Annotated in this window: 23 protein-coding genes, 1 other RNA gene and 1 pseudogene; 19 read left to right on the forward strand and 6 right to left on the reverse strand. The window is 31.1% G+C overall.

Going from position 1 to position 25817, the window contains the following annotated elements:
• The first annotated feature begins 137 nt into the window (after positions 1-137).
• Positions 138-740, forward strand: a complete 603-nt coding sequence (locus LBP67_05215; GenBank protein ID MDR2084376.1) for a hypothetical protein — start codon at positions 138-140, stop codon at positions 738-740.
• On the opposite strand, the gene LBP67_05220 is transcribed toward LBP67_05215, so the two are convergent.
• The gene (locus tag LBP67_05220; GenBank protein MDR2084377.1) at positions 741-884 is read right to left on the reverse strand and encodes a hypothetical protein; all 144 of its coding nucleotides are present in this window, start codon (positions 882-884) and stop codon (positions 741-743) included.
• A gap of 44 nt (positions 885-928) precedes the next feature.
• Here LBP67_05220 and LBP67_05225 point away from each other — a divergent pair, with 44 nt between their 5' ends.
• The 7 genes from LBP67_05225 to LBP67_05255 are packed head-to-tail and all read left to right on the forward strand — an operon-like array spanning position 929 to position 4727.
• Positions 929-1387: a helix-turn-helix domain-containing protein gene (locus LBP67_05225; protein MDR2084378.1), complete on the forward strand. Its 459-nt coding sequence runs from the start codon at positions 929-931 to the stop codon at positions 1385-1387.
• Positions 1388-1441: 54 nt separating this feature from the next.
• Positions 1442-1882 (forward strand): hypothetical protein, encoded by a 441-nt coding sequence (locus LBP67_05230; GenBank protein MDR2084379.1) that lies wholly within the window; start codon positions 1442-1444, stop codon positions 1880-1882.
• 27 nt (positions 1883-1909) lie between these two features.
• On the forward strand, positions 1910-2353 hold the full coding sequence (locus tag LBP67_05235) for a hypothetical protein (GenBank protein ID MDR2084380.1): 444 nt from the start codon (positions 1910-1912) through the stop codon (positions 2351-2353).
• Between the two features lie 25 nt (positions 2354-2378).
• Complete coding sequence (locus LBP67_05240; GenBank protein ID MDR2084381.1) at positions 2379-2675, forward strand: hypothetical protein; 297 nt, start codon at positions 2379-2381, stop codon at positions 2673-2675.
• A 27-nt stretch (positions 2676-2702) separates the two neighbouring features.
• A complete protein-coding gene (locus LBP67_05245; protein ID MDR2084382.1) occupies positions 2703-3113 on the forward strand; it encodes a hypothetical protein in 411 nt (136 codons plus the stop codon).
• Between the two features lie 3 nt (positions 3114-3116).
• The gene (locus LBP67_05250; GenBank protein ID MDR2084383.1) at positions 3117-3380 is read left to right on the forward strand and encodes a hypothetical protein; all 264 of its coding nucleotides are present in this window, start codon (positions 3117-3119) and stop codon (positions 3378-3380) included.
• The gene (locus LBP67_05255; protein ID MDR2084384.1) at positions 3381-4727 is read left to right on the forward strand and encodes a site-specific integrase; all 1347 of its coding nucleotides are present in this window, start codon (positions 3381-3383) and stop codon (positions 4725-4727) included.
• A 452-nt stretch (positions 4728-5179) separates the two neighbouring features.
• On the opposite strand, the gene gcvP is transcribed toward LBP67_05255, so the two are convergent.
• Positions 5180-8038 (reverse strand): aminomethyl-transferring glycine dehydrogenase, encoded by a 2859-nt coding sequence (gene gcvP / locus LBP67_05260; protein ID MDR2084385.1) that lies wholly within the window; start codon positions 8036-8038, stop codon positions 5180-5182.
• A gap of 64 nt (positions 8039-8102) precedes the next feature.
• On the opposite strand from gcvP, the gene LBP67_05265 reads away from it, so the two are divergent.
• On the forward strand, positions 8103-8417 hold the full coding sequence (locus tag LBP67_05265; protein MDR2084386.1) for a tetratricopeptide repeat protein: 315 nt from the start codon (positions 8103-8105) through the stop codon (positions 8415-8417).
• Positions 8418-8540: 123 nt separating this feature from the next.
• Here LBP67_05265 and LBP67_05270 read toward each other — a convergent pair whose 3' ends face one another.
• Together LBP67_05270 and LBP67_05275 are read right to left on the reverse strand one after the other, a co-directional pair.
• On the reverse strand, positions 8541-10025 hold the full coding sequence (locus LBP67_05270; protein MDR2084387.1) for a T9SS type A sorting domain-containing protein: 1485 nt from the start codon (positions 10023-10025) through the stop codon (positions 8541-8543).
• 122 nt (positions 10026-10147) lie between these two features.
• Positions 10148-12175 carry a hypothetical protein gene (locus LBP67_05275; protein ID MDR2084388.1) on the reverse strand — a complete coding sequence of 676 codons (2028 nt, stop codon included), beginning with the start codon at positions 12173-12175 and terminating at the stop codon, positions 10148-10150.
• 223 nt (positions 12176-12398) lie between these two features.
• On the opposite strand from LBP67_05275, the gene LBP67_05280 reads away from it, so the two are divergent.
• From LBP67_05280 to ssrA, 3 genes are all read left to right on the forward strand, one after another.
• The gene (locus tag LBP67_05280; protein MDR2084389.1) at positions 12399-14402 is read left to right on the forward strand and encodes a urocanate hydratase; all 2004 of its coding nucleotides are present in this window, start codon (positions 12399-12401) and stop codon (positions 14400-14402) included.
• 32 nt (positions 14403-14434) lie between these two features.
• The gene (locus LBP67_05285) at positions 14435-15175 is read left to right on the forward strand and encodes a T9SS type A sorting domain-containing protein (protein MDR2084390.1); all 741 of its coding nucleotides are present in this window, start codon (positions 14435-14437) and stop codon (positions 15173-15175) included.
• Positions 15176-15185: 10 nt separating this feature from the next.
• Positions 15186-15585: a transfer-messenger RNA gene (gene ssrA, locus LBP67_05290) on the forward strand.
• A 259-nt stretch (positions 15586-15844) separates the two neighbouring features.
• Here the strand turns inward: ssrA and LBP67_05295 are convergent.
• Both LBP67_05295 and LBP67_05300 read right to left on the reverse strand, forming a co-directional pair.
• A complete protein-coding gene (locus LBP67_05295; protein ID MDR2084391.1) occupies positions 15845-17485 on the reverse strand; it encodes a hypothetical protein in 1641 nt (546 codons plus the stop codon).
• The gene (locus LBP67_05300; GenBank protein ID MDR2084392.1) at positions 17482-18363 is read right to left on the reverse strand and encodes a hypothetical protein; all 882 of its coding nucleotides are present in this window, start codon (positions 18361-18363) and stop codon (positions 17482-17484) included. Before LBP67_05300 ends, LBP67_05295 begins: the two co-directional genes overlap by 4 nt.
• A gap of 148 nt (positions 18364-18511) precedes the next feature.
• On the opposite strand from LBP67_05300, the gene LBP67_05305 reads away from it, so the two are divergent.
• From LBP67_05305 to LBP67_05335, 7 genes and pseudogenes are all read left to right on the forward strand, one after another.
• Entirely contained in the window at positions 18512-18883 is a 372-nt protein-coding gene (locus LBP67_05305; protein MDR2084393.1) for a DUF1801 domain-containing protein, read from the forward strand.
• Positions 18884-19048: 165 nt separating this feature from the next.
• Entirely contained in the window at positions 19049-19834 is a 786-nt protein-coding gene (locus tag LBP67_05310) for a polysaccharide biosynthesis/export family protein (protein MDR2084394.1), read from the forward strand.
• A 23-nt stretch (positions 19835-19857) separates the two neighbouring features.
• The gene (locus LBP67_05315; GenBank protein MDR2084395.1) at positions 19858-22341 is read left to right on the forward strand and encodes a polysaccharide biosynthesis tyrosine autokinase; all 2484 of its coding nucleotides are present in this window, start codon (positions 19858-19860) and stop codon (positions 22339-22341) included.
• A gap of 42 nt (positions 22342-22383) precedes the next feature.
• Entirely contained in the window at positions 22384-23133 is a 750-nt protein-coding gene (locus LBP67_05320; GenBank protein ID MDR2084396.1) for a hypothetical protein, read from the forward strand.
• A 430-nt stretch (positions 23134-23563) separates the two neighbouring features.
• Complete coding sequence (locus tag LBP67_05325; protein MDR2084397.1) at positions 23564-23917, forward strand: hypothetical protein; 354 nt, start codon at positions 23564-23566, stop codon at positions 23915-23917.
• 313 nt (positions 23918-24230) lie between these two features.
• Positions 24231-24413, forward strand: a pseudogene (locus LBP67_05330) (integrase).
• A 217-nt stretch (positions 24414-24630) separates the two neighbouring features.
• On the forward strand, positions 24631-25817 hold a 1187-nt coding region (locus tag LBP67_05335), incomplete at its 3' end, for an AAA family ATPase (GenBank protein MDR2084398.1).

Consider the following 25817-nt stretch of genomic DNA (forward strand, 5'->3'; position numbering starts at 1 on the left):
TTTTGTATCGTTTAATTAGATAATGCAAAGATACAACATAAAACTACAAATACAACAATATCCTACACAAATGTAGTATTTCGACTGTTAAAAAATGTTAACAACTTGTAATTGATTGAAAATAAGATAAATATAAAATGAAAAGAAATAAAAATTGGTTAGTAGTTATTTTGTCAGGGTTGGCAATATTATTTAGTATTACTGCAGTAATTATATCATTAAGCAATACGCAAAATCCCGATAATGCCTTTTTCGGTTGGATTGTAGCAACATTAACATCGATGGTTTTATTGTTAATTGGTTGGCAGATTTATACATTTATAGATGTAAAAAATAGATTAGATAATATAGAAAAGAATGTAGATGTAAAAGTTAAAGGATTATCTAAATTGAGCGCTGATATTCAAGAAAGAGCATTAATTAATGATGGTCATTCTGAAAATGCAATATCAAGAGTTTATTTGAATCTTATTTCTCCAAAAGAGAATCAAGAATATCCATTTAGATTTTTACTTCATTCGCTATTGGCTATGACTCATTATAATATAACAGGTAAATATGATTTATGCAATCAAATAACAGATATTGCGATTACCACAATTGATGATTATTCAGGGTTTTGTTTGACCGAAGCACAAAAAAACATCCTAATTTCTCGAACAAATGGAATGATGTATCCTGACAGAATTGGGCGGCTTGTTGAATTAAGGCAGAAAATTATAAATATTGAGGGCATATAATTATAATGAAGATGCTTTTAATATATCATCATCCATTGATTCGTAATATGGTCTTGCTTTTTCGTACCATTGAAATGATTCTAAAAGAGAATCTAAAATATGATCAATCAAAAAAAGATATGAAAAAAGATTTGAAAATTTCATAACAACTTAAATTAAAATTTTACAAATATACAACAAAATACGACATGGCTAATAAAATAAAAAATCATTACTTAAATAAACTTATAAGTCATTTAAAGATGAATTCAAAGGAATTTTCAGAAAGTTTAGGTTATAAAAGACCTGACAGAATATATCATATTTTAAATGGCAGAAATGGGGTTAGTTCTGAAGTTGCAAATGATATTTGTAGAATTTATGATAATGTTGACTATAATTGGTTAATGACAGGAATTGGCGACATGCTAAAAAAAGAGAGTGCTGATAGTAAATTATTAAATGATAATATAGAAGAATTTGTTGTTTCTAAAAAAGAATTATGGGAAATGCTTAAAAATATGGAGAAAACCTTATCTTCGCAGCAAGAAGAAAATTTAATATTAGTAAAATTAATGCAAGACAAGATACTTACACCAGCATTAAGGCGGGAGGTGGGTGTTGCAAACGAAGAGAAGGACGATGTGAACTTTGCAAATGCAAAATAGTGAAATTTGGAAAAGAACAATTTATAATAAAAAAATATTAAAATTTAAAATACAATGAAAAAAATAATGATATTAATAATCATAGGAATAATGCTTTTTTTTATTTCATGTGAGTCAGAACAAGAAAGAGAGTTTGTTGTTGATGAATTAGCCGGAACATGGATTTTGTCTGAAAAAAGAGATGTTGAAAATGAGGATAAAATATTAGAAACTCATGATACTATAATTTTTACATACGATAATTATTATCTTTTGGCTTCTATAAATTATTATCAAGATGATATTGCCCTTAAAGATATTAGAGCGTTTAAAGTTATTAGTGAGAATAGATATGATGTTATAATTAGTGGTAGCATGCGAGATGTACAATATAACGAGTATATTCCTATTAATAATGAAGAATTTAATTATTATATTACAAGGGTTGAGATTCTGACTTTAAAATATAGTCAAGATAATTTTAGTGGAACATATGAATACAGGCGAATAGAATAATCTAAATACTAACAAAAAAGAACAATTATGAAAAAAATTATCGTAGTTATAACACTTACAGTTATTAACGTAACATTATTATCACAAGGATTTCAAAAGAAAAGTAAAGCTGAAAGAATAGGCATTTATGAACTTGGAAATTATTATTTATACAAACATTCGGCTGATTCAGTTACAGTATATTCTTTTACTATGAGAGATAAAGAGTATAATTCAAATAATTTTATTCAGGTAATAATTGGCAACAAAGAAGAAACTATAGAATTTTTTGAAAACTTTATTGTAACAATTGATTCAATGGAAAAAGGAGATCAATTTGAATTAGGACTACCAGAGGGAAATAAGGGGTTTTATTATAACCTTCTGGGAGTAAAAACCATTGGAATTACCGTTGGTAACATAGGAGAATGGGGTTTTATGAATAAGACTGTTGCAAACAATATGCTGAAAGATATGAGAAAAGAAAAATAAATATTAATTAACTAAAAAAAGAATTATGGTAGAAAAAGAAATTATTTTAAGCAAGTTTAATGAACTTAAAAAAGCAACTGATTATGTTTCAGATTTAGAAGTTAAAATTTCTGACAAAGAATTGAAATTTTTTGAAAACACAGATGAAATTGATACAATTGAATTTTTAAACCAATTTTATGAAAAATACGGTAAAATTATCAAATTCTATTATAAAAAGAAAACATTTAAGGCTATAAACACAATTAAGATAATAGTTGTTGTGTTTACAATATTATCTGTATTTGGGGCTATAATAATGGGGATAGCTTCGACTTTTTAAAAAATACAGTATGATATAATTGTGATTATGGGAACAGAAAAGAAAGTACTAACAGACGATGAAATTATTAATGAACTTTTAAGTAGAGTAATTAAAGATAGAAATAAGACAGTTTTTATTTACGATACCTACCACGAATTGACTTCTGAACAAAACCCAAATATAACCGATATGGCTGTTATTAGAATTAGAAGCATTATTAAGGGATATGGAATAGCAGATGTAGCAGAGACAAATAGGGCTTTAATATGGGAAAATAAATTAACTTCTAATATAATTAATGAATATGGTAGTTTTATTAAATATAAAGAACATTTGCATAAAGAAGAAAAAATAAAAAGTAGGCGGGAAAAATGGAGTTTTATAATCACTATAATAGGTCTTACTGTGGCTGTGCTTACATTATTGGTATTGACTTTTACTTATTTTAAAAATTAATCCATGCAACAAAACACTCTCCAACCAAACACCGCACTTTTCCTCGCAATGCTAAAGTACAATGATTTCAAGATGCACGAAGAATTGAAAACGGCGGTACTTAAAGCGAAAGCCAATGGAGAAAAAACAGTTATATTTGATGCTGATGTTTGCAATAAGACAATGGAAGATTTCAAAGACTATGTTTTAACCAAAATACAGAGCGCAACAAAAGAACTTGAAAGCACAATGAAAGATATTGAGGGGTTGGAAATAAAAATAATATAAATGTATATCAAAAAAAGCATAAGATTTGATGTAGAAAAGCGAAAAAATAATGGTATATTTATATCTGAAAACAGACCTATTAAAATGCGCATTTCTTATCATGGTTTTCCTCGGCTTGATATTCCAATTGGTGTGCGGATAGATATTCAGGCGTGGGATCCGAAAACCCAAAGGGTATTTCCCGGATATACAAACAAAGAGGGTAGGAACTCCGAATGGATAAACAATCACATTAATACCTATAATAATTATGCAATAGATGCTTTTAACAGGTTTGAGCTTGTAGAGAAAAAAGTACCGAAACCAAAAGAAATAAAAGATATAATTATTAAGGCTGCGATAAAAGACGGCAATAGAATAGAAAAGAAAAAGCAAGACACACAAGAGAGTGACTTTTTTAGTCTATTCGATGAGTTTATGCAAAAAGTTAGCATAATGCGTTCTTGGAGCGAAGGAACATGGAAGAAATACAAAGGACTTAAAGAGAGATTAAAGAGATTCGATCCCAAATTAAGCTTAGAGACAATAACGGATAATGATTTAATCAAGTTTATGAAATCCATGTTTAATGAGGAATTGGTTAATAGTACTATTGAAAAGAGAATAAGAGACACAAAAGGATTTCTTCGTTGGGCGTCTAAGAATGGATATTATAATGGAAATCTACACAATACCTTCTCGCCGCAATTAAAAGGAACATCATTAATAAATGAACCTACCTTTTTAACTTGGGATGAATTAATTTATTTATATAACCTTAAAATTCCGGAAACGAAAAACTACCTTAACAGGACAAGAGATGTATTTTGTTTTTGCTGTTTTACTTCATTGCGCTATTCTGACGTATCAAAGCTGACAAAAGAAGATATTAAAGACAATTACTTGATTATTGTCACTCAAAAAACAACCGAAGGAATTAAAATAGATCTAAACAAATATAGCCGGCAAATACTTGCTAAGTATAAAGATGATGATTCTTTAGGGAAAAAAGCTCTTCCGATTATTACCAACCAGAACATGAATGATTACTTAAAGGAGCTTGGGAAGATTGCAGGCTTTAATGAATTAATAAAGAAGGTATATTTTATAAACAACGAACGTTTTGAAGACGTATTACCAAAACATGAAATTATGTCTTCACACATGGGAAGGCGTACATTTATCGTTAATTCATTAACAATGGGTATTCCGGCAGAAGTGGTTATGAAATGGACGGGGCATGAAGATTATGAAGCGATGAAACCCTATATAAAAATAGTTGATGAACTAAAGAAAAAGGAAATGTCTAAATTTAATAAGAAAAAAATCAATCCTAATTTTACACCCAAAAAAAATGATATTAAATGATACTTTATGATATTATCATGATACTTAAATTTGACAATTAATTGATTTTCTTATAAAATGATACTTTATGATATTTATTGATATTTAAATTAAAATCCTTCCTGGGCAACAAAGCAAAAATCGAACATCATTAATCTCGGTGAAATTAATGCAAAATTTTGGCAGTAAATATATTACTATACAATGTGCTAATAATTATAAACCGGAATATTACATCAAAAGTATTATATTCTAGTATGGTCTGAATTATTCAAAACCACATTTTATCTTTCTACAAGTGTATAGGATGTTATGACTATGGTTTATTATTTGTTATCAATTGTTGTTCCATCGTATATAACCAGATATATCAAACTGTATATATACGAATACAAAGTTGTTACTCTTTCATTATAATAAAAAAAGCTGCCCAATATTGAACAGCTTTTAAGCTATTGTCATTCAAATAGTAATCATTCACAAACGGTGATCAGATTTCTATCACCATGAGCGTCATCTATTTTGGTAACAGCAGGCCAATATTTGCCGTCGGTGTAACCAAGCGGAAAACAAGCTTTTGCTCTTGTATAAGGTAAATTCCATTCTTCCGAGGTTGCAATCTCGCAAGTGTGGGGAGCATTTTTAACGCAGTTGTTATCTGTTGCAGATTTACCGTCTTCAATTTCCTTTATTTCTTTGCGAATACTTACCATTGCATCAATAAAACGATTAAGTTCGCTTATCGGTTCACTTTCGGTTGGTTCAACCATTAATGTTCCATGAACAGGAAAAGCAACTGTTGGCGCGTGGAAACCATAATCCATCAAACGTTTCGCTATATCAATAACTTCTAATTGAGCACTTTTCTTAAATTCATTGCAATCTATGATCATTTCATGGGCACACATTCCTTTAGACCCAACATACAGTATTTTATAATGATTTTCAATAGATTTACGTAAATAGTTTGCATTTAGAATTGCTGTTGCTGTAGCGTTTTTCATTCCTTCACCACCAAGCATCATACAATATCCGAAGGAAATAGGAATAATAAAGGCACTTCCGAATGGTGCTGAAGAAATAGCCCCTAGCGATTTATTCGTACCAATATTAATAACAGGATTAGACGGCAAATAAGGAACAAGATGTTTGGCAACTCCTATAGGACCAACTCCGGGGCCACCGCCACCATGAGGACTACCGAAAGTTTTATGTAAATTTAAGTGACAAACATCAGCACCTATATGTCCGGGTGAAGTATAACCAACCTGTGCATTCATATTTGCACCGTCCATGTAAACCTGTCCGCCTGCATCATGAATAATCTTAATGATATCTAAAATCTCTTCTTCAAAAACTCCATGAGTTGAAGGATAAGTAATCATTGTACAAGAAAGGTTATCTCTATATTCTTCAGCTTTTGCCCTCAGATCATTAATGTCAACATTTCCGTTTTCATCAGTTTTAGTAACAACAATTTTTAATCCGGCCATAGCGGCACTTGCGGGGTTTGTCCCGTGTGCACTTGCAGGAATCAAACAAACATTACGGTATCCTTCTCCTTTATCTTTTTGATAAGCCCTTATAGTCATTAATCCCGCATATTCACCTGCGGCTCCGGAATTTGCTTGGAAAGAAATTCCTGCAAATCCTGTAACTTTTTCCAAAATGTCAGAATATTTATCAATCAATTCTTTGTATCCTAAAGCTTGATTTTCAGGAACAAAAGGATGAATGTTTGCAAATTCAGGCCAACTTAGATAAAACATCCAACTTGCCGCATTCAGTTTCATCGTACATGAACCCAGTGGAATCATTGCTCTGTTCAATGAAAGATCTTTGTTTTCAAGATATTTTAAAAATCTCATCATTGCTGTTTCCGAATGGTATTTATTGAAAACTTCTGATGTTAAATATTTGCTTTGTCGATTTAAACTTCCTTTGATCGAACTTAATTTTCCACAAACGTTTTTGTCACAGATAAAAGGTTTGAACTCTTTTCCAGTGGATTCAGCAAAAATTCCAATTATTGTGTTAATATCATTTAAAGTAGAAGTTTCATCAACACTTATAGAGATTTCATTATCAGAAATAATTCTGAAGTTCATCTCTTTTGTTAAAGCTTTTTTACCGATGGCATTTGCAGAAATTCCTTGTGGTAACGATAAATGAATTGTATCGAAAAATTGTTCATTCATTTGTGTTATGCCCAATTCTTTCAATTTGTCTGAAAGTACAATTGCAAGGATATTGATATGTCGAGCAATTTGTTTTAAACCATCAGGGCCGTGATAAACTGCATAAAATCCCGACATCATTGCCATAAGTGCTTGTGATGTACATATATTTGATGTTGCTTCGTGGCGTTTGATATGTTGTTCGCGTGTCTGTAAAGCCATTCTGTAAGCTTTGTTACCCAATCTATCTTTAGAAATACCAATGATTCTTCCCGGCATTTTGCGTTTATAATCGTCTTTTGCAGCTAAGAAAGCGGCATGAGCACCGCCGTAACCCATTGGAGTTCCGAAACGTTGAGCAGAACCGACTACAATATCTGCGTCCCAATCGCCAGGAGGAGTTAATAGAGTAAGACTCATTAAATCTGCTGCAATAGTTACAATAATATTTTTTTCATGAGCTTTTTCTGTAAACCAGGCAAAATCTTCTACTTTACCGAAAGCATTTGGGTATTGTAGTATTGCTCCGAAATAATCATCTGCAAAATCAAAATCTTTTTCATCGCCAATTGTAACATCAATTCCCAGATACTCTGCTCTTGTAGAAATAACCGCAATAGATTGTGGAAATAAATTTTTAGAGATAAAGAATTTGTTATCACCACGTTTCATCTTTTCTCTGTGTCTTGCATTAAAACTCATTATCATAGCTTCAGCGGCGGCAGTTCCTTCGTCGAGTAGCGAACAATTGGAAATCGGCATTCCAGTTAAATCCGAAACTAAAGTTTGAAAAATAAGAAGTGCCTCAAGTCTGCCTTGAGAAATCTCGGCTTGATATGGAGTGTATGCAGTGTACCAACCCGGATTTTCAAGAACATTTCTTTGAATAACACCCGGTAAAATGGTATTATAATAACCCAAACCGATAAACGATTTAAAAATTTTATTTTTAGAAGCCAAACCTTTCAGGTACGAAACATATTCATACTCATTCATTCCTTCAGGAAGGTCGAGATCTTCTTTAAATCTGATTTTTTCGGGAATTGTTAGATTAATTAATTCATCTATTGAAGAGACTCCGATTTTTTCTAACATTTTGCTTATTTGTTCTTTATCGGGACCCAAATGACGATTGATAAAATTATTTGTAATCATTCTGCTTTGTTTTTCGTTTGTGTGCAAAAGTAAGAAAAATAATCTTTATTTTTGCATAAAAATTATGAAAGATACCGTTAAAGTAAAATATATAGAAGAACTTATTGCCGATGAGAAACTTGAAGCGGCAATTGAGTATTTGACAAAGGAATTGGAAGTAGAAATGACCGCAGATTTTTTAATTCGACGTGGTGATTTGTACAAAAAACTTCATGCATTCGGGAAAGCCCTTGGTGATTATAGAAATGCTTTAAAAATTGATCCTGACAATCAAGTTGCCGATACAAAAGTTAAGATGATAGAAAATATTTTATCGATAGAAAATACTTTTTATTATGAGAATGCATATACTGATGAAATGCTTTTTCCAGAAACGTAAAAATGATAAGTATATTTAGAAAAGACAGAATAATGAGAAATCCGAATTTTCATTTCTTTTGTGGTGGAATTTTATAATTAAAATATTTTTTTAAGCTAAAAAAATTATTAAAGATATTCAGTTTTAACTCTTTACTATTTTAATTACTTTTCGTTTATCGTCTTTTATCATTTCAAAAAAATAAATACCACGATTCAAACCACTTGTATTAATAACAGAAACTCCTTCTCTCAATTCATCTATTAAAACTAATTTTCCATAAATATTGTAAATCTTTATTTCAATATTTTCTTTTGTTTCTATTTTTAATATTTCTGAAAATGGATTCGGATAAATGTATATGTTTTCTGAATTTAAATGAATTGAATTCTCATCAATAATATTTACTGAAATGATATCTTCATAGACAATATTTGTTGTAAAATCAGTTACATTTAAAACGAAATTAACATCAGAAAATAGAGGTAAGGTCAACGGATTAATAATATTATTGTCGTATAGTAGTGAATCCGGTTGCCAGTTTATTTCGTAATTTTCGGTAAAACATGAAATAATGCCCTTTAGCATCGTTTCTTCTCCCTTAAATATTTTAATATCTTCGCCGGCTGAAATCTCTTTATCTTCATTCAAATTGATTTTCATTGTTTCGGAAGTTGAATAATAACAAGGATAAAACGTTTGTAATTCAAGTATTAAGTTTACATATCCTAACATAAAATCGAAACTTCCGAAATAATATTTGGTTATGGCATTTGTATAATCATCGAAATATCCGTCACCATTTGTACGCCATTGAAGCGAAGTGTAATTACACGTTTTAGGATAGAGTTCTATATAATAGTTAAATATACAGATATTTGTGTCGTTATTAATAATAATTTCTGGAGGAGAAATGTACGAGATTGCCGTATAGCCTTTAGCAGAAGTTTTCAATGACGATATGTTATCCGTTACTGTTACTTCAAAGAAAGTGTCATCGTTTATTACACACTCAAATAATTGTTTATTTGATGTTATTCCTTCGGGTATGCTTTTCCAAGTGAAGGAATAATTACCTGAGCCGCCGTTAGGATTGCAGTTTAATACTGTAGAATTATTGTTTTCACAAACATCCGGATTAGAAGAGTAAGCATTTGCCGTAAAACTTCCGGCACTTATACAGTCAATAACAGAAACTCCCAAATTAGTAAAAACTCCTAAAGAATTATAAATTTCACCTTCATTATATTTAATGAAACTTAAATCGAATTCAATTTCATCCTTATTGGAATAAATTTTCCAATATATAGAATCGCCGGAATAAAATCCGTTCTTGCCTTGAACAAATGGGTCGTTACTGTATGCAAAAATGGAAATATTTTTGTTAGGATTATATTGACTTGCACCGCCGCATTTTAGTGTTCCCTCGTCACTGAAAAATACTCCTATATAATCGGCGCTGTCAATGATTACATTATTTATAACAGGAAAAACATTTTTTGGAATTATTATACAATGACACGAGTTTGTATTTGAAAAACCTTCCCAACCATTAGGCAAATTTTGACAAATACCAGTAATAGATAATAGAATAAAAAGGAGATATAATATTACATTAGTGATTTTCATAAACATTGTGTTAAGGCACTGACAAAGTTACGAAAACAAAATAAAGAAATTAGATTTGTAAGGGAAAAATTATGAGGATAAAATTCGATGTTTTGGTTAGGCGATTTTTTATTATTACATCCTTAAACCCCAACTTCTCTTAACTCTATCATCCTTTTTTGAAGTTCAGAGGCAATTCGCGTTTTTTCCTCATGTGAATTGTTTTCATGATTATAGATTACCGGTTTGCCGATGTTAAATGTATGCTTTTTTCTATTTGCAAAAATAGGGTAGAAGCGTAATGATTTCTCGGTTGTGTCAAAATACATTTTTCCTATACTTGCGAAACCTGTATATAAATTCCCAACGCTACCGGTTTCATGTTGTATAGTTGTTTTCTTGCCTACTTTTATTTTTTTTGGTTTTTCAGGAAATATCAGAATGTTATCACCTTCAGTGAGAACTTTCACAGTATCATCAAATGTTTTTACAACGCCTCTTAAATTAGTTTTCTCTACAGGTATTGGATTAAAAGAATTCATAGCCCAAACCACAGGTTTAGCAACAAATTTACAGATAGCTTTTTTCATTTTTGTAGTGAGAAGCGGCCAGCGGGATAAATGTCTTTCATACATTTCAGTTGCTGCCGAGTCTATATCACACATTTTTTTGTCAATCCAAGGACGAAAATAAGTTGGCAAATATATAACTGCAGCAACAGGTCCGTATATTATTCCGTGATTGCATACAAAAATTGACGGGAAATTATCATAATCAATATTTTCTTCTCCTTTTACTTTCAGAAATAAAAATGGTTTGACAATAGCGGCAATGATTTTTATTCCAAATCTAACACGACTTTTCTTTACAAGTCTTTCATTTAAACTTTGTTTAGTGTTTGTATTGGCATTTACCCCTTTATTATATACCATTAATTTTTGTTTATTCCTTTCATCAAGCGGTTGTTTTAGTGCGAAAAACATACTTATCAACATAAAAAGTAACGGCAATTGCATCATAACTCCGCGATAATTAGACGGAACTTCGGTAATATCGGTAAAAGTAGTATTGAAAAACGCCCAAGCACTGACGAATAAAAGCATAATCGTACACGAAATTAGTATAGCTAAAACATGTGTCAGTAAATATCTTAAATACAATTCTTTTTGTGATATTTTAGTGTCGGTAACTTTTTCAATTAACTTGAAATCGGCATTAAATTGGTTTGTTACGGCGGTTATGCTTGATAATCCGAATCCCCAGATTATTGTCCAAATAATCGTATTAATTAAGTTTTGAGAATAAAATACAAACACCGAACTCAATACCCATAATATTGCTCCGAAAATAAATAGATTTAGATTAATGGCAATTTTGCCAATATTCGATAACCAAGTAAATAATCTTGAAGATGAAACTATTAGCAATAACCATAAAACTATGTAAGCATAATTATCAAACAGAGAGTTGAATGGTGAAAAGCTCAGAAAACAGATATACATTAATATTCCTAATGTAAATCCGATCTGCGAATATAAAGTCATATTGGTAAAAACACGATATGAGAAAATATTTTCCAGATTATCGTTTTTTCTTTTTTCAATATACTTGCTTAAATCTGCAAGTACATTTGTTTGATATGCAAGCATAACACCGGTAAGTGTATATATTCCTATTACAAAATATGCCGCAAATCCTTTTAAAAGAATTAATGAAAATATCACACATGGAGTTAGAAAAAGAATTTGGAATAAAATTTTATAAATGATATTTGATGCTTTTTTTACATCGAAAGAATAGTTGATTCTATATGTGATAATCTTTCGTACAGCAATTGTCAGTACAAAGAAAGAGACAAGGTTAGAGTTTAAGTTGTTTGTAAGTACGGGAAATAAAAAAAGAATAATCATCCCGGAAAAAATAGATGCAGTTAGTAATATCCACATAACAAATCCGATACTACCTTTTTTGCCGAATCTTATTTTTTGTAAATTTCCTTGAAAATATAATATCCAGACGTTGACAAACAAAAATATTGAAGCACCATATAATGGATTATCTATTAGATAATGACTAACAAACATGCACAGAATAAGTTCAAAAAAATCGACACTTAAATTTGTAAAACCGAAAATTGTTTGCGACTTGTATATTTTTTCCTTCTTAGACATGCTCCGATGTTTAAAATGCAAATATAAGAATAATTAGTTGATGTGTTGATGTTATGATATGGACATTAAATTTTTCTTGTATTTTTTCCTAGACTTAGAAAGTGAATCTGAAACAAGTTTTATCGGTTTTATCATTTCATTGTCGATTGTCCGCTTTACAAATTTTCAATTATTTTATTATCTTTGCAATCAATTATTTCGACAAGTAATTTTTTTATAGATAATGGATAAAAATAATTTTAAAGAGATTATACTTCAGGGAATTCCTGATGAGTTACCACCGGTTAAAGGATATGATTCAACGGTTAATCATGCACCTAAAAGAAAGAATATTCTTTCAAAAGAAGAAAAAAAATTGGCTGTACGTAATTCACTGAGATATTTTCCAAAAAAACATCATAATGTCTTGGCAAATGAATTTGCTGAAGAACTCGAAACTTACGGAAGAATCTATATGTATAGATTTCGTCCCGATTATAAAATTACAGCAAGAAGCATTGATGAGTTTCCTTATAAGTCGCGACAAGCTGCGGCAATTATGCTAATGATTAGCAATAATCTTGATAATGCGGTTGCCCAACATCCGCACGAACTCATTACTTATGGCGGGAATGGAGCCGTTTTTCAGAATTGGGCTCAATATCTGCTTACAATGAAATTTCTTGCCGAAATGAATGATGAACAAACTCTTGTTATGTATTCCGGACATCCTATGGGATTATTTCCTTCGCATAAAGATGCTCCAAGAGTTGTTGTAACGAATGGAATGGTTATTCCGAATTATTCATCTAAAGATGATTATGAGCGTTTTAATGCTTTAGGCGTTTCGCAATACGGTCAAATGACTGCCGGTTCATATATGTATATTGGGCCGCAGGGTATTGTGCACGGGACAACAATCACGGTTCTCAATGCTGCTCGTTTGCATAGTAATGGTGATATTGCTGGAAAAGTTTTTGTAACTTCGGGGCTCGGAGGAATGTCGGGTGCTCAACCTAAAGCTGCTGTTATTGCAGGAGCAATAGGAGTTGTAGCTGAGGTTAATCCGAAAGCAACAAAAGTACGTTACGAACAAGGTTGGGTTGATGAAGTATATACTGATTTGGATGGACTTATGAGGCGTATTCAAAAAGCTCGAGATTCAAAAGAAGCAGTTTCATTAGCTTATCAAGGTAATATTGTGGATTTATGGGAAAAGATTGATGAAGTTGATTTGCAGGTTGAACTTGGAAGTGATCAGACATCTTTGCATAATCCTTGGGCAGGAGGATATTATCCTGTTGAACTTACTTTTGACGAAGCAAATAAAATGATGGCGGAAGAGCCGGAAAGATTCAAAGAATTTGTGCAGCGTTCTTTACGCAGGCATGTTGATGTAATAAATAGACTATCTGCTAAAGGAATGTATTTCTGGGATTATGGTAATGCTTTTCTCCTTGAAGCTGGAAGAGCCGGAGCGGATGTCTTTAAACCCAATGGCACTTTTAAGTACCCGTCATATGTACAGGATATTATGGGACCGCTTTTCTTCGATTTCGGTTTTGGTCCTTTTCGTTGGGTTTGTACTTCTTCCGATCCTAAGGATTTAGAAATAAGCGATAAGATTGCCGCAGATGTTTTGGAGGAAATGATGAAAAATTCTCCGGAAGAAATCAAAATGCAAATGTATGATAATATACATTGGATAAAAGAAGCCGGTAAGAATAATTTGGTAGTTGGTTCGCAAGCAAGAATTTTATATGCCGACTGCGAAGGACGTACTAAAATAGCCAAAGCATTTAACGATGCAATTCGCAATGGAATTATCTCTGCTCCAATCGTTTTGGGTAGAGACCATCATGATGTTTCCGGTACGGATTCACCTTACAGGGAAACTTCAAATATTTATGACGGCTCACAATTTACTGCCGATATGGCAATCCATAATGTCATTGGCGACAGTTTTAGAGGAGCTACTTGGGTTTCTATTCATAATGGCGGTGGAGTAGGCTGGGGCGAAGTTATTAATGGCGGTTTTGGCATGGTAATTGATGGAAGCACAGAAGCGGAACGTCGCTTAAAGATGATGTTGAACTGGGATGTTAATAATGGAATTTCCCGTAGAAATTGGGCAAGAAATGATAATGCAATTTTTGCCATTAAACGCGCAATGGAAATAAATCCCGAATTGAAAATTAATATTCCTAATTTAGTTGATGACAATTTAATAAATGATTTGTTTGAATAATTTAATTTTAATACAAGATAAATTTTAAGCTTATGAAAAAAATATTTTTACTTTTAGGATTTGTATGTGCGTTTAATGTTCTTTCCGCACAACATTTTACAATTAAACATGAAGATGGTACAGATTATACTAATGCGCAAATAGATATATATCGAAATCCAGCCATAGATTTTCTGTCGGAACATTTTAATCTTGTAAATGAAACAATGAGTAATTTGAAATTAGGTTTAAGAAAAACAATTATTAGTGCTGATAATTATATGGAAGCTTCATTTTGTGTAGCTATTAATTGTTATGCTGCATCTGTTATGGAATTACCCGAAGGTGACAGGCCGGATATTGTTTCTGGAGAATCTACTCTATTCTTTGCTGATTTTAATTCGGTTGATGAAGAATGGAATATTGTATCTGGTACAATAAAGGTTCTATATGAATTTTATTCGGATGAATTTCCTAATGATATTTCAACTTTAACAATTACGTTCAATAACGGACTTACGGGTATTGACATTTTCGAAGAAAAATATGAAACGAGTGTTTATCCTAATCCTGTGATAGATGTAGCTAATTTTGTTTATAGATTACCTGAAGGACAAACGAATGCTACCTTAACAATTATGTCGTATACGGGAAATAAATTAAGAGAAATAAATTTACCCAAAAATCAAAATAAAATTTCTGTAAATCTTTCTGATTTACCTACGGGTATTTATCTATATTCTATTAATAGTGGTGGTAAAACTATTGCAACAAATAAACTTGTTGTTCAATAGTAAATAATTGGGGGCTGACCGGTTTTGACAGCAATGCTGATGGACTTGTAAGCATGTCGGGTAATGTAGATGAATCCCGTTAATAACTTCTGCAAAATAATAATTGGCGAAAATAATTTTGCTCTCGCTGCTTAATCGAAGTATAGTAGATTGCTAGCTTTATCACTGCACAAGGTGTGGTGACGAGACATCTTGCAAGTGGAGATGCCTGATTCCGGCTTGGTTACAAGGTGCACGCAATTTCGGGCTGGTGGTGTTGATGTTTCTAAAACGCCATGAGAAATAGAAACTAAGAAAAGGTTTGGGTGTATATTTCCGGGCTTTTTACGAAAATTAATAATATACTAAACATGTAGAAAGCATTTTTGTCAATTGTTTGGACGCGAGTTCGACTCTCGCCAGCTCCACAAAAAATAGCTAAATTTATTTAAAAACATTGTCTATTATTGGTTTAGAGTGATAAACAAGTATAATAAGATGAATTTATTATCGATGTCTGAGTCATAAATAAGTGCGGACAATAAAAAACGGGATTGAAAAATCCCGTTTTTTATTTGTAAACAATTATATAATCAGTAATATGGTAAGATGTGTCAGTTTGATGTAAAGTTTGTTTAACCTTTATTTCTATAGAATATATTTGTGAGTAAAAAATGGCAATATCTTTTTTTACTTAACAGCTCGTTTAATATCTTTGTTTCCACCATTATATCTAAAAGCATTCATCTTTGTTTCTAATCTGCCCGACCTCTTTTCATTAATCAACATTATCTTTAACTCTGTAGATGTGTATGCGTTTAAATTATTCGGTTTTACTACAGTTTGCGTTTCAGTGTTTATTGAGCCTGTAGGACGCGATGATTTAAGAGAAGAGTTTGATTTAAGCATATTTTGAACCTCACCGTCTATAAATTCTAATGGCTTCCCATTTTCTGCCGTAATAAAATAGAAATTATTGTCTTCATTAACTTCTGAAATAACGTCATAAGCATCCGCCATTACAACGAGATAGTAACTACCGGTAATTTTAGGCATGTTATAACTTATGATGAATCCTTCAGGATATTCGGCTTCACCTGCTTTCTTACCGGATTCCACAGAAGCATTATTCCACCATCCTCCGACTAAACCGTTAGCTTCATTATAATATCCGTTACCCTCACCGAATTCATCTGTATAATAATCTTCGAAAATAATTTGATAATCGTTGGCATCGGTAGCATTATAATACATATATACTACTGACCATCTTTGTGAAGGATTTATGTTTTGATTTCCTGCATTATAAACATCGTAAGTAAATTCGCGAGTAAAATCTGGGCTACTGCTTTTATTGTCTTCAGCATAATATGCAAGCAAATCGTAACCGCTGCTAAGGTCTCCTGTGTTAATACCGTTTGAACCTATTGTAATGCTATTTACATTTTGTGCTACGAAAGCAGCAAAGCAAAAACTATTACAGAAAAAGTCGTAATCAATCCAAATACTACCGTTATCTCCCCAAGAGCTTCCCCATGAGTTTCTTACGCGAAAAGCATTCTTCGAATCGTCATATCCGGAAAGAACCATAGCATGATAAGCGTGATCCATTCCCGGATTATTATAAGTATCATAACTAATTATAGCAGAGCTGTTCCAGTTCATAAAGCGATCGCCTAACTTTGCACCAATTGCAATAGGTCTTCCCGAATTTAAATACCCTTTAAAGTTTTCAGGAGTGAGCCCTTGAGCTTCGGATGCAATTTTGCGATAATTAGTTAATTTGTTGTTTACATTACCAACATAAGAGCCATTACAATTGCCCATATTTGTATATGGTACGGAGTTCATATTAGCTGCGCCATATTTTATAAGTGCATCAAGAGCCGGTTCGAAGTTTGTGCCTTGGCAACTGCTACCTTTATCAGCCGAAGGAATACTCATCCATAGATCTTTCGGACTGGTTTGGTTGGTGGAGTTAGCAAGTTGAGTGCTCGTCCATTCGTTCTCAATAGCATTTAATGCGGTTTTTAAATTATAACCTACAGACCAGGTTATACATGTACCGTAACTTCCTTGATTTCCAATAGGGGGAAAAATGTTTTCAAGAGAAATTCTATCGGCTAACTCTTGTTCATCATCATTAAAAGGAGTAATATCTTCCGGAATATTATTCATATTTTCACTGTCTTCCAACCAGCCGGTTTGACTTAGTATTGCGGCAATAATTTCTAAAATATCATCAATTGTCGGATTATCACATCTTTGAAATGTAAAAGGTATTGTGCAAAAAAGTAAGATTGCAATGAATTTTGTGATTTTTGTTTTCATTTTATTTTTTGATTATTAAAATATGTATTTTCGATAATTATATCATTATTTATATCAATATTTTCGAAACGAACGCTATCGTTGAAAAAAGTTTTTTCAAACAATCCCTTTTCATTAAAAGTTGTATTTATAAATTCCGTTGATTGCATAAAATATGAAAAAGAAAAATTCGATGTTTTATTAAATGTTACATAATTAAAAAAAGCATTTTTATTTATGCTTATCAAATCGAAATTTGCATTTTCAAAAAATATACAATTATTAAGAGATAATTTTCCATTAACATAAGTCTCCTGCATTGTAAATTTTCCTTTAAATTCAGAATTGGTCATATATAAATTTCCATGAAAGGATGCGTAAATCATAGAAAAAGTTTTCTCTACTTTTATTTCATTAAAATAACTATCTTTTGCCCAAATACTTAAATTATCAAATATTGCTTTTTCTCTAAATTTAGACTGACTGAAATTTAACATGCCAAAAACTATAGTATTACTGAAATCGATGTCACCTCTAAAATCACAATCTAAAAAAGCAAGATTATTTTTGAATACACTATTTACCGGTAGATTTGCTTTTTTACTCTTAGTTGAAACTTTGCCCATAAAAACGCAGTTAACAAAAAGAATATTAGAATTGATTTCATTTTGTAACATACTGCCGTTTACTATAAATTCTTGATTAACATCAGTAAAGTTAAGGTCGTCAATTATAATCTTTTCCGCAATGTGAATATGTTTTTCTTTCTTTATAAGTTTGATAATTTCCGAGGCAGTAATTTCTTTTTTCTCATTTGCCGTACATGATGTGCATGTGAATAAAAAACATATAATAAATAGAAATACTTTTTGCAAAGATTTTTCAAAATTAATTTTCATATGATTTTTTGTGCAAAAATATACTTTTTTATGAAAATTACGGTAATAAAATTTTAATTATCCGATTCAAAAAGGAAAACTCAAAATTATTATTTTTTACTATCTAAGTTTAAAAATATTTGAATATTTTTGCAATTTCTAAATAATTATGGATAAGGAAAATTTATTGTCTTTTTTATCGCAATATGATGAACAAGTAATTGATAATGTACTACAATTAAGAGATATAGTTCTTGCAAATCTTCCTAATGTTATTGAACAAATTGATTTGCCGGCTAAAATGGTTGCTTATTGTTATGGTAATAAATATTCGGAATTAATTTGTACTATTATTCCGTCAAAAAAAGGGGTTAAGTTAGGCTTTAATAGAGGAACTAAAATCCATGATCCGAATAATCTGTTAAAAGGCGTCGGTAAAATATCGCGTTATGTTGAGATAAAAAATACAAAAGATATTGATAAAAAAGCATTGATTGATATGGTAAAAGATGCGTATGAACTATATTTATCAATGATTTAATTTGCAAAAGAAGGAATGATATTAGGTTAGTAAATTATTTTTTCATATATTAGAAAAATTACTATTTTTGCAAATCTTTAATTTTTATTAAATTTATAGAAAGGGTCGTGTGTGTTTTCTCCAAATTCACATTGAGAAATAAAAAAACTAATTTAAAGAGTTAGTATGAAAAAAATATCAAATTTATTATTTTTGTTGATTATTATTTCAGCAACATCATGTACAACATCTAAACAAATTATCTACTTTCAAAACATTGAAGAACTTGAACAACAAAAGATTGACGCAGAATATATCACAAAAATAAAGAAAGACGATCTTTTAACTATTGTAGTGTCTGGTCCAGACAAAGAAGTGGTAATGCCGTTTAATTTAACCTTAACCGATAATGCTTCGTATGGCAGTTCGGTTGATCCATCGAAAACAGTACTTCCGTATTTGGTTGATTCTGATGGCTATATTGATTTTCCTGTTTTAGGAAGGATATATATTGAAGGAATGACGCGTATGGAATTAACAAATTACTTAAAAGAGGAGATAAGTAATTTTGTGAAAGATCCTGTTGTTATGGTAACATTTTCCAATTATAAAATAACGGTTTTAGGAGAAGTAAGAAGTCCCGGAACATATACAATGCCGTCTGAAAGAACAACAATTTTACAGGCTTTGGGTATGGCGGGCGACTTAACTATTACGGCAAAGCGGGAAGGAATACTTTTAATACGCGAGATAGATGGAGTTCAGACTCATATTACTATTGATTTGCGTTCGGCAGAAATAATGAACTCACCATATTTTTATTTACATCAGAATGATGTAATATATGTTCCCCCAAGTTCAAGCAGAATTGCGCAGGGTACTACAGCATCAACTATATGGAGTATTGCGCTTACTGGAGTTACAACTTTAGCAACAGTCGTAACTTTAATTCTTACTAATACAAAAAAATAATACTCATCCTAAAATAAATAATCATGACAGAGAGTAATATTAATAGGAGTTATTCGAAAATTGAAAATGATCAGGAATCTACTATTAATTTAAGACAAATTGTTGATACAATATGGAGTTTAAGATATTGGATAGTTTTTTCGGTTATTGTTGCATTAATAACCGCATACCTAATTATTAAAAGCACAACACCTCTATATGAACGTAAAGCCAGCATTTTATTAATAAATGATGATAAGGGCGGTTCTTTATCAAGCGAAATGGCTTTTATTGCCGAAATTACAGGAAATTCCGTTTCGCAAAAAATTGAAAACGAAATGTTTATTCTTAAATCAACACCGTTAATGATTAATGTCGTAAATGATTTGGATTTAAATATTAGATATTTCAAGAGCGGTTTTTTAAGAAACTATGAAATGTATAAAACCTCTCCGATTGTTTTTGAGTATATAAAGAATAATAACAAAGATACGATACCTGAATTTCAACTTACTATTAATATTATTGATGGAAATACTTTTGTAATTGCCGATATTAAGGTAAATAATGAAGAATATACTCTTGATAAAGATCAATATTATTTTGATGAGGCTATTGCCTGTAAAAACGGTTATTTTACAATAAATTATATTCCTGCTAATTTTAATTCAAGCGGCGCTGATGCTGTTTATATTTACGTTGTTGATCCTAATAAGAGTGCCAGAAATTATTTAGAATCATTAACTGCAGAGAATACAGGTGCAACACGTACAGGTAAAGGATCTGATATTGTTACTTTGACTCTTAAGGATTCTAATCCGAAAAGGGCCGAAGATATTTTAAATACATTAATTAATGAATATAATGCAGACAGTAAACTTTTTAGAACACAATCTATTAATAATACTTTAAGTTTTATTACCGAACGACTTAATGCTATTGAAAGTGAATTGGGTACTGTTGAAAGCGGGATTACGCAATTTCGCGAAGACGAATCATTGGTAAATGTTGAATCTCAGTCGCAACTTGCACTTTCCTCCGATGTGAAATACGAACAAGAACTTATCACAATTCAAACCCAGATATCTTTATTGGGAATGGTAAAGGATAATATGAAATCTCAGAAAGGGAAACATAGTATTATCCCGGCTAATATCGGTATTATGGATATAGGACTTACCACTACAATTGAACAGTATAATAAAATGATTATTGAGTATAACAGATTATTAGCCAGTTCAAGTGAAAATAATCCTAGAGTAATTAATGCTGGCCTGCAATTAGATCAAATGCGGGAAAGTATAGATATGTCAATAACAAATTTGGAAAAAGCATATGTAATACAAGAGCAAACACTTGCAATGCGGGTTAATGAAAGTAAGAGAAAAATTTCTGATTTTCCGGCGCAGGAACAAGAAATGTTACGTTTGTTAAGACAACAACAAATCAAGGAACCGCTCTTTTTACTTTTACAACAAAAGAGAGAAGAGGCTATGATTTCCTCTTATTCAATGGTTGAAAATTCGAGAACTATAGAACCTGCTTTCGGCTCCGAAAATCCTGTTTCTCCAAAGAAAAGGATTATCGTTTTAATTGCCTTTATTATTGGTTGTGTTGTACCTCCGGTAATTTTTTATCTGAGAGAAGCATTAAGACGGAAAATTATTTCAAAACATGATATTGAAACAAGAATTTCAGTACCTATTTTTGCTGTTATTCCAAAAGATAAAAATGAAGAAGGTATTTTTACTCCTATAAGCATTTCCAGTAAAGATCCTGTTACGGAAGCATTTAGAATGTTGCGTGCTAATTTGCAGTTTGTAAATACAAAAGTTATTCAGGTTGTATCTTCATTATCAACAGAAGGCAAATCTTTTGTTGCATCTAATTTGGCAATTTCATTGGCTTATGCTGAGAATAAAGTTTTACTGGTAGGTTTAGATTTAAGAAAACCTCGCCTGCATGAAAATTTCAATTTAAATAACAGTGTTGGTGTTGTGAATTATTTAGCAGGAAATATTAATGATCCGAGCTCCTTAATTCAAAAATCTAAAATTAGTAATAATTTAGATGTGGTAATTTCTGGCCCAATTCCACCGAATCCGTCGGAATTACTCTCTACTGCTAAACTTGGTGAATTGCTTGATTATTATAGAAATAATTACGATTATATTATCTTAGATACTGCACCTTGTTTTCAAGCATCGGATCCTATTAGTATTGCTAAATATAGCGATAGTACTTTATATGTTGTTAGATCAAGGTTTGCCGATTTGGATTTCTTACCGGAGATTCAAAGAATGTATGATGAAAAACTATTTAACAACATGTCTATAGTATTAAATGCTTTTGATATGTCTAAGAAAAGTTATGGTTATGGCTATGGATATGGTTACGGCTACGGATACGGTTATGGATCCGGATATGGTTACGGTTACGGCTATGGCTATGGTTACGATGAAGATGAAAAAGATAATATCTCTAAATCGAAGCGAAAAAAACTATTGAGAAAACGTAAAAAAAGGTAAATTCTTCTCTCGTTTTCTTCAAAATATTAATATAATAGCTATATGTTTAGCTTAAAAAAGCAGCTTAATAAAATCGTATTCAATACTGATATTCATTGCCACATTCTCCCAGGTATAGATGATGGATTTAAAACATTTGAGAACTCTTTATCGGCAATTAAGATGATGTTTGAAAATGGTGTTAGAAATATTATTTTTACTCCTCATATAGACTCTCACACGTTTCCCAATAGTACGGAAGACTTTATTATAAATAAGTTTAATGAGTTTATTAAATCTACTCCTTCTGATATTGGTATAAATTTTGGATTGGCAGCGGAATATATGGTTACTCCCAACTTTGATAAAAGTATTTCCGATAAATTACTTTGTTTGAATGGTTTTTCAAAAAAGAAAGATGTTAAATATATCCTTATTGAAATGTCTTATTTCTTTGAAAGTAATAATATTAAAGATATTGTTTTTGCTTTAAATCTTGCTGGATTTAAACCTGTTTTGGCTCATCCTGAAAGATATCTGTATTATGCAAGAGAATTGAAAATACTTAATGATTTACGTGATATGGGAGTTTTCTTCCAAATGAATATGATGTCTTTATCCGGAACTTACGGGAGAGAATCCATAATTATTCTGGATTATATGATAAAAAATAATTTTTATGATTTTATTGCTTCCGACTTACATTCAATAAAGCAGTATAATAACATTTTGGATATTAAATTTCCTAAGAAATATTTTGATTTTATAACTAAACTTGCTGAAAGAACTAAGGAAGAATTTTCTATTAATTAATTTAGGTACATACGATACACGATATAATAAGAGGATATTATTGTATATATTTTTGTTATTACCTATAATAGTATTCAATTATTCAGAAATTAAAATAACGAACAATTTTCTTTTTTGACGAAAAATAATCATAAATTAAATTTATTAGTTTTTTTATTCAAATTACGATCGAATTTACGTCATTAATATTCATTAAGGTTTCCAAATTTACTTTTAACAAAAAAATTATCTGAATTTATCTATATTATAAAATTATTATTCCAAGTGTTTTATAATAAATGATTTGTATATATGGATAATTATTGATGAAATTTTGTCCAGAACTTTTTATATTCCTTTTCTATTGTAATTTTGTTGATATAATTAATTAAAAAAATTAAAGTTTATGAGAAAATTAAAATTTTTAGGCGCATTAATCTTAATGCTTTTTGTGTCGACATCTGTTTTTGGACAACAAAAACAAATTTCTACCACTGTTTATGGTAGTCCGTATTATGGTCGCCCACCATATGGTCTTGTTGCTGCAAATGATCCCGTACTAGTTACAGTAATATGGTTTGGATCTAGTGGGGAAATAGTTACTGGTACCACAACCACTACTAATACTTTATTAGGTAGTGGCGTAAGAGTTTATGGTACAGTAGTTGGAGCAGGTTTTTCACCTGTAACATCAACAATAATTTATTTGGATTTTAACTATGAATTACACCATGGGGTTTATAATGGATATATTTCGGTGGCAAATAGAATAACAGACCCGAGTAACTGGTCAATGTATCAATAAAAATTAAACTTGTGAAAAAGATCGGACTAAGATTAATTGTAATTCACTTTACTTCGACTGTTATTTTTCATGAGATTTAAGTTTATTGATAAGGATTTGAATATATCTTAAATAAGGCTCTCGGTAGAGAGCTTTTTTTATTAAAATTTTGCAATTACAGATATAAAAGAACTGGATATTTATTTGTAAGTAGTAACAGATGATTATTCTCTCCCCAAAAATAAGAGTGAATAATTTAAGCTTAATTGTTTGGCAATAAACAGTCAATATTAAAATAATTTAGATTAAACGAAAGGTGACGAAATTAAAAACATTGTATGAAGTTGTCAGCAGTCACATGGCACGTAGAACATTCATTGGAAACATGTATAAGAAAGTAAAAGACCCTAATTTAATCGGAGCATTTAGTGGACATAAAGAAGGAAGCAAGGCTTTTGCTCGTTATAGAGAGATTGATGAAGATATGAAGAAAGAACTCGTCAATTTATTGGATTAAGGAATATGACTTTTTTTCACTAAATATAATTTAGTGGAAAAAATTACAGTTTATTATAGATAGAAAGAAGCATTTGAAGTAGTGAATAATATTGTTTGAGGGTTTTTATTACATTAAATAATGAATTTTGCCTTGATTTTATTACATTTTATTTGAGTTTTTGCCTTGACTTTATTACAAATTAGTATCTTTGCATTAATAAATGATTTGAAAATATATGTTTTATAGAAATGCAATAGCGGAATTAAGAAAATGGGCGAATAATAAAAATCGCAAACCTCTAATACTTAGAGGAGCTCGACAAGTAGGAAAAACAACTCTTGTAAATGAGTTTGCTAAGGAATTTGACATCTATTTGAAACTCAATCTTGAACGTGAAGCTGATTTTAATCTCTTTGAAAACAATATGGAAGTAAATGATTTGCTAACGGCAATTTATCTCCTCAATAATAAGCCTAAAAAAGAAGTTAAAACCTTATTGTTTATAGATGAAATACAAAATTCACCCAAAGCTGTTGCCAAATTACGGTATTTCTACGAGGAAGCTCCACATATCCATGTTATTGCAGCCGGATCGTTGCTCGAAAGCCTAATTGATAAACATATATCATTTCCTGTTGGTAGAGTTGAATATATGGCAGTCCGTCCCTGTTCTTTCAATGAATTTTTGGGAGCAATAGGAGAGAGTGAATTAAAAGAATATCATTTGGAAGCTCAAATTCCGGCAGCATTACATTCCAAGATTATCCGGTTATTTAACACTTATACACTTATCGGAGGAATGCCGGAAGTTGTCAATCATTATGCAAACAATCAGGATATTGTTTCGTTGCAAAATATATATGAAACATTACTAACCGGTTATCGGGATGATGTGGAAAAATATGCTTCGGGAGATATGTTGCGAAATATTTTGCGCCACATTCTTACGGTAGGGTGGAATTATGCCGGTCAGCGTATTACATTTGAAAGATTTGGAAATTCTTCTTACCGTTCGCGGGAAATGGGAGAAGCGTTTCGAGTGCTTGAAAAAACGATGTTATTGGAATTAGTCTATCCCACTACCTCTACAGAAATACCCCTTTCGCCGGAACCCAAACGTTCTCCAAAATTACTTTGGCTTGATACAGGGTTAGTAAATTATTCGGCGGGATTACAAAAAGAATTATTTGTAGCTAAGGATATAAGCGAAGCTTGGAGGGGAAAAATAGCTGAACATATTGTTGGGCAAGAATTATTAGTAACTAATAATCGGTTTTCCCATAAAAGATTCTTTTGGGTAAGAGATGCCAGAGGCTCTTCAGCAGAAGTCGATTACGTAATACAGATAGCAGATAAAGTGATACCCATAGAAGTAAAATCTGGGAACAATGCAAAACTGCGTTCTCTCCATCAATTTATGGA

The sequence above is a fragment of the Bacteroidales bacterium genome (assembly GCA_031276035.1).
GTDB lineage: Bacteria > Bacteroidota > Bacteroidia > Bacteroidales > BM520 > RGIG7150.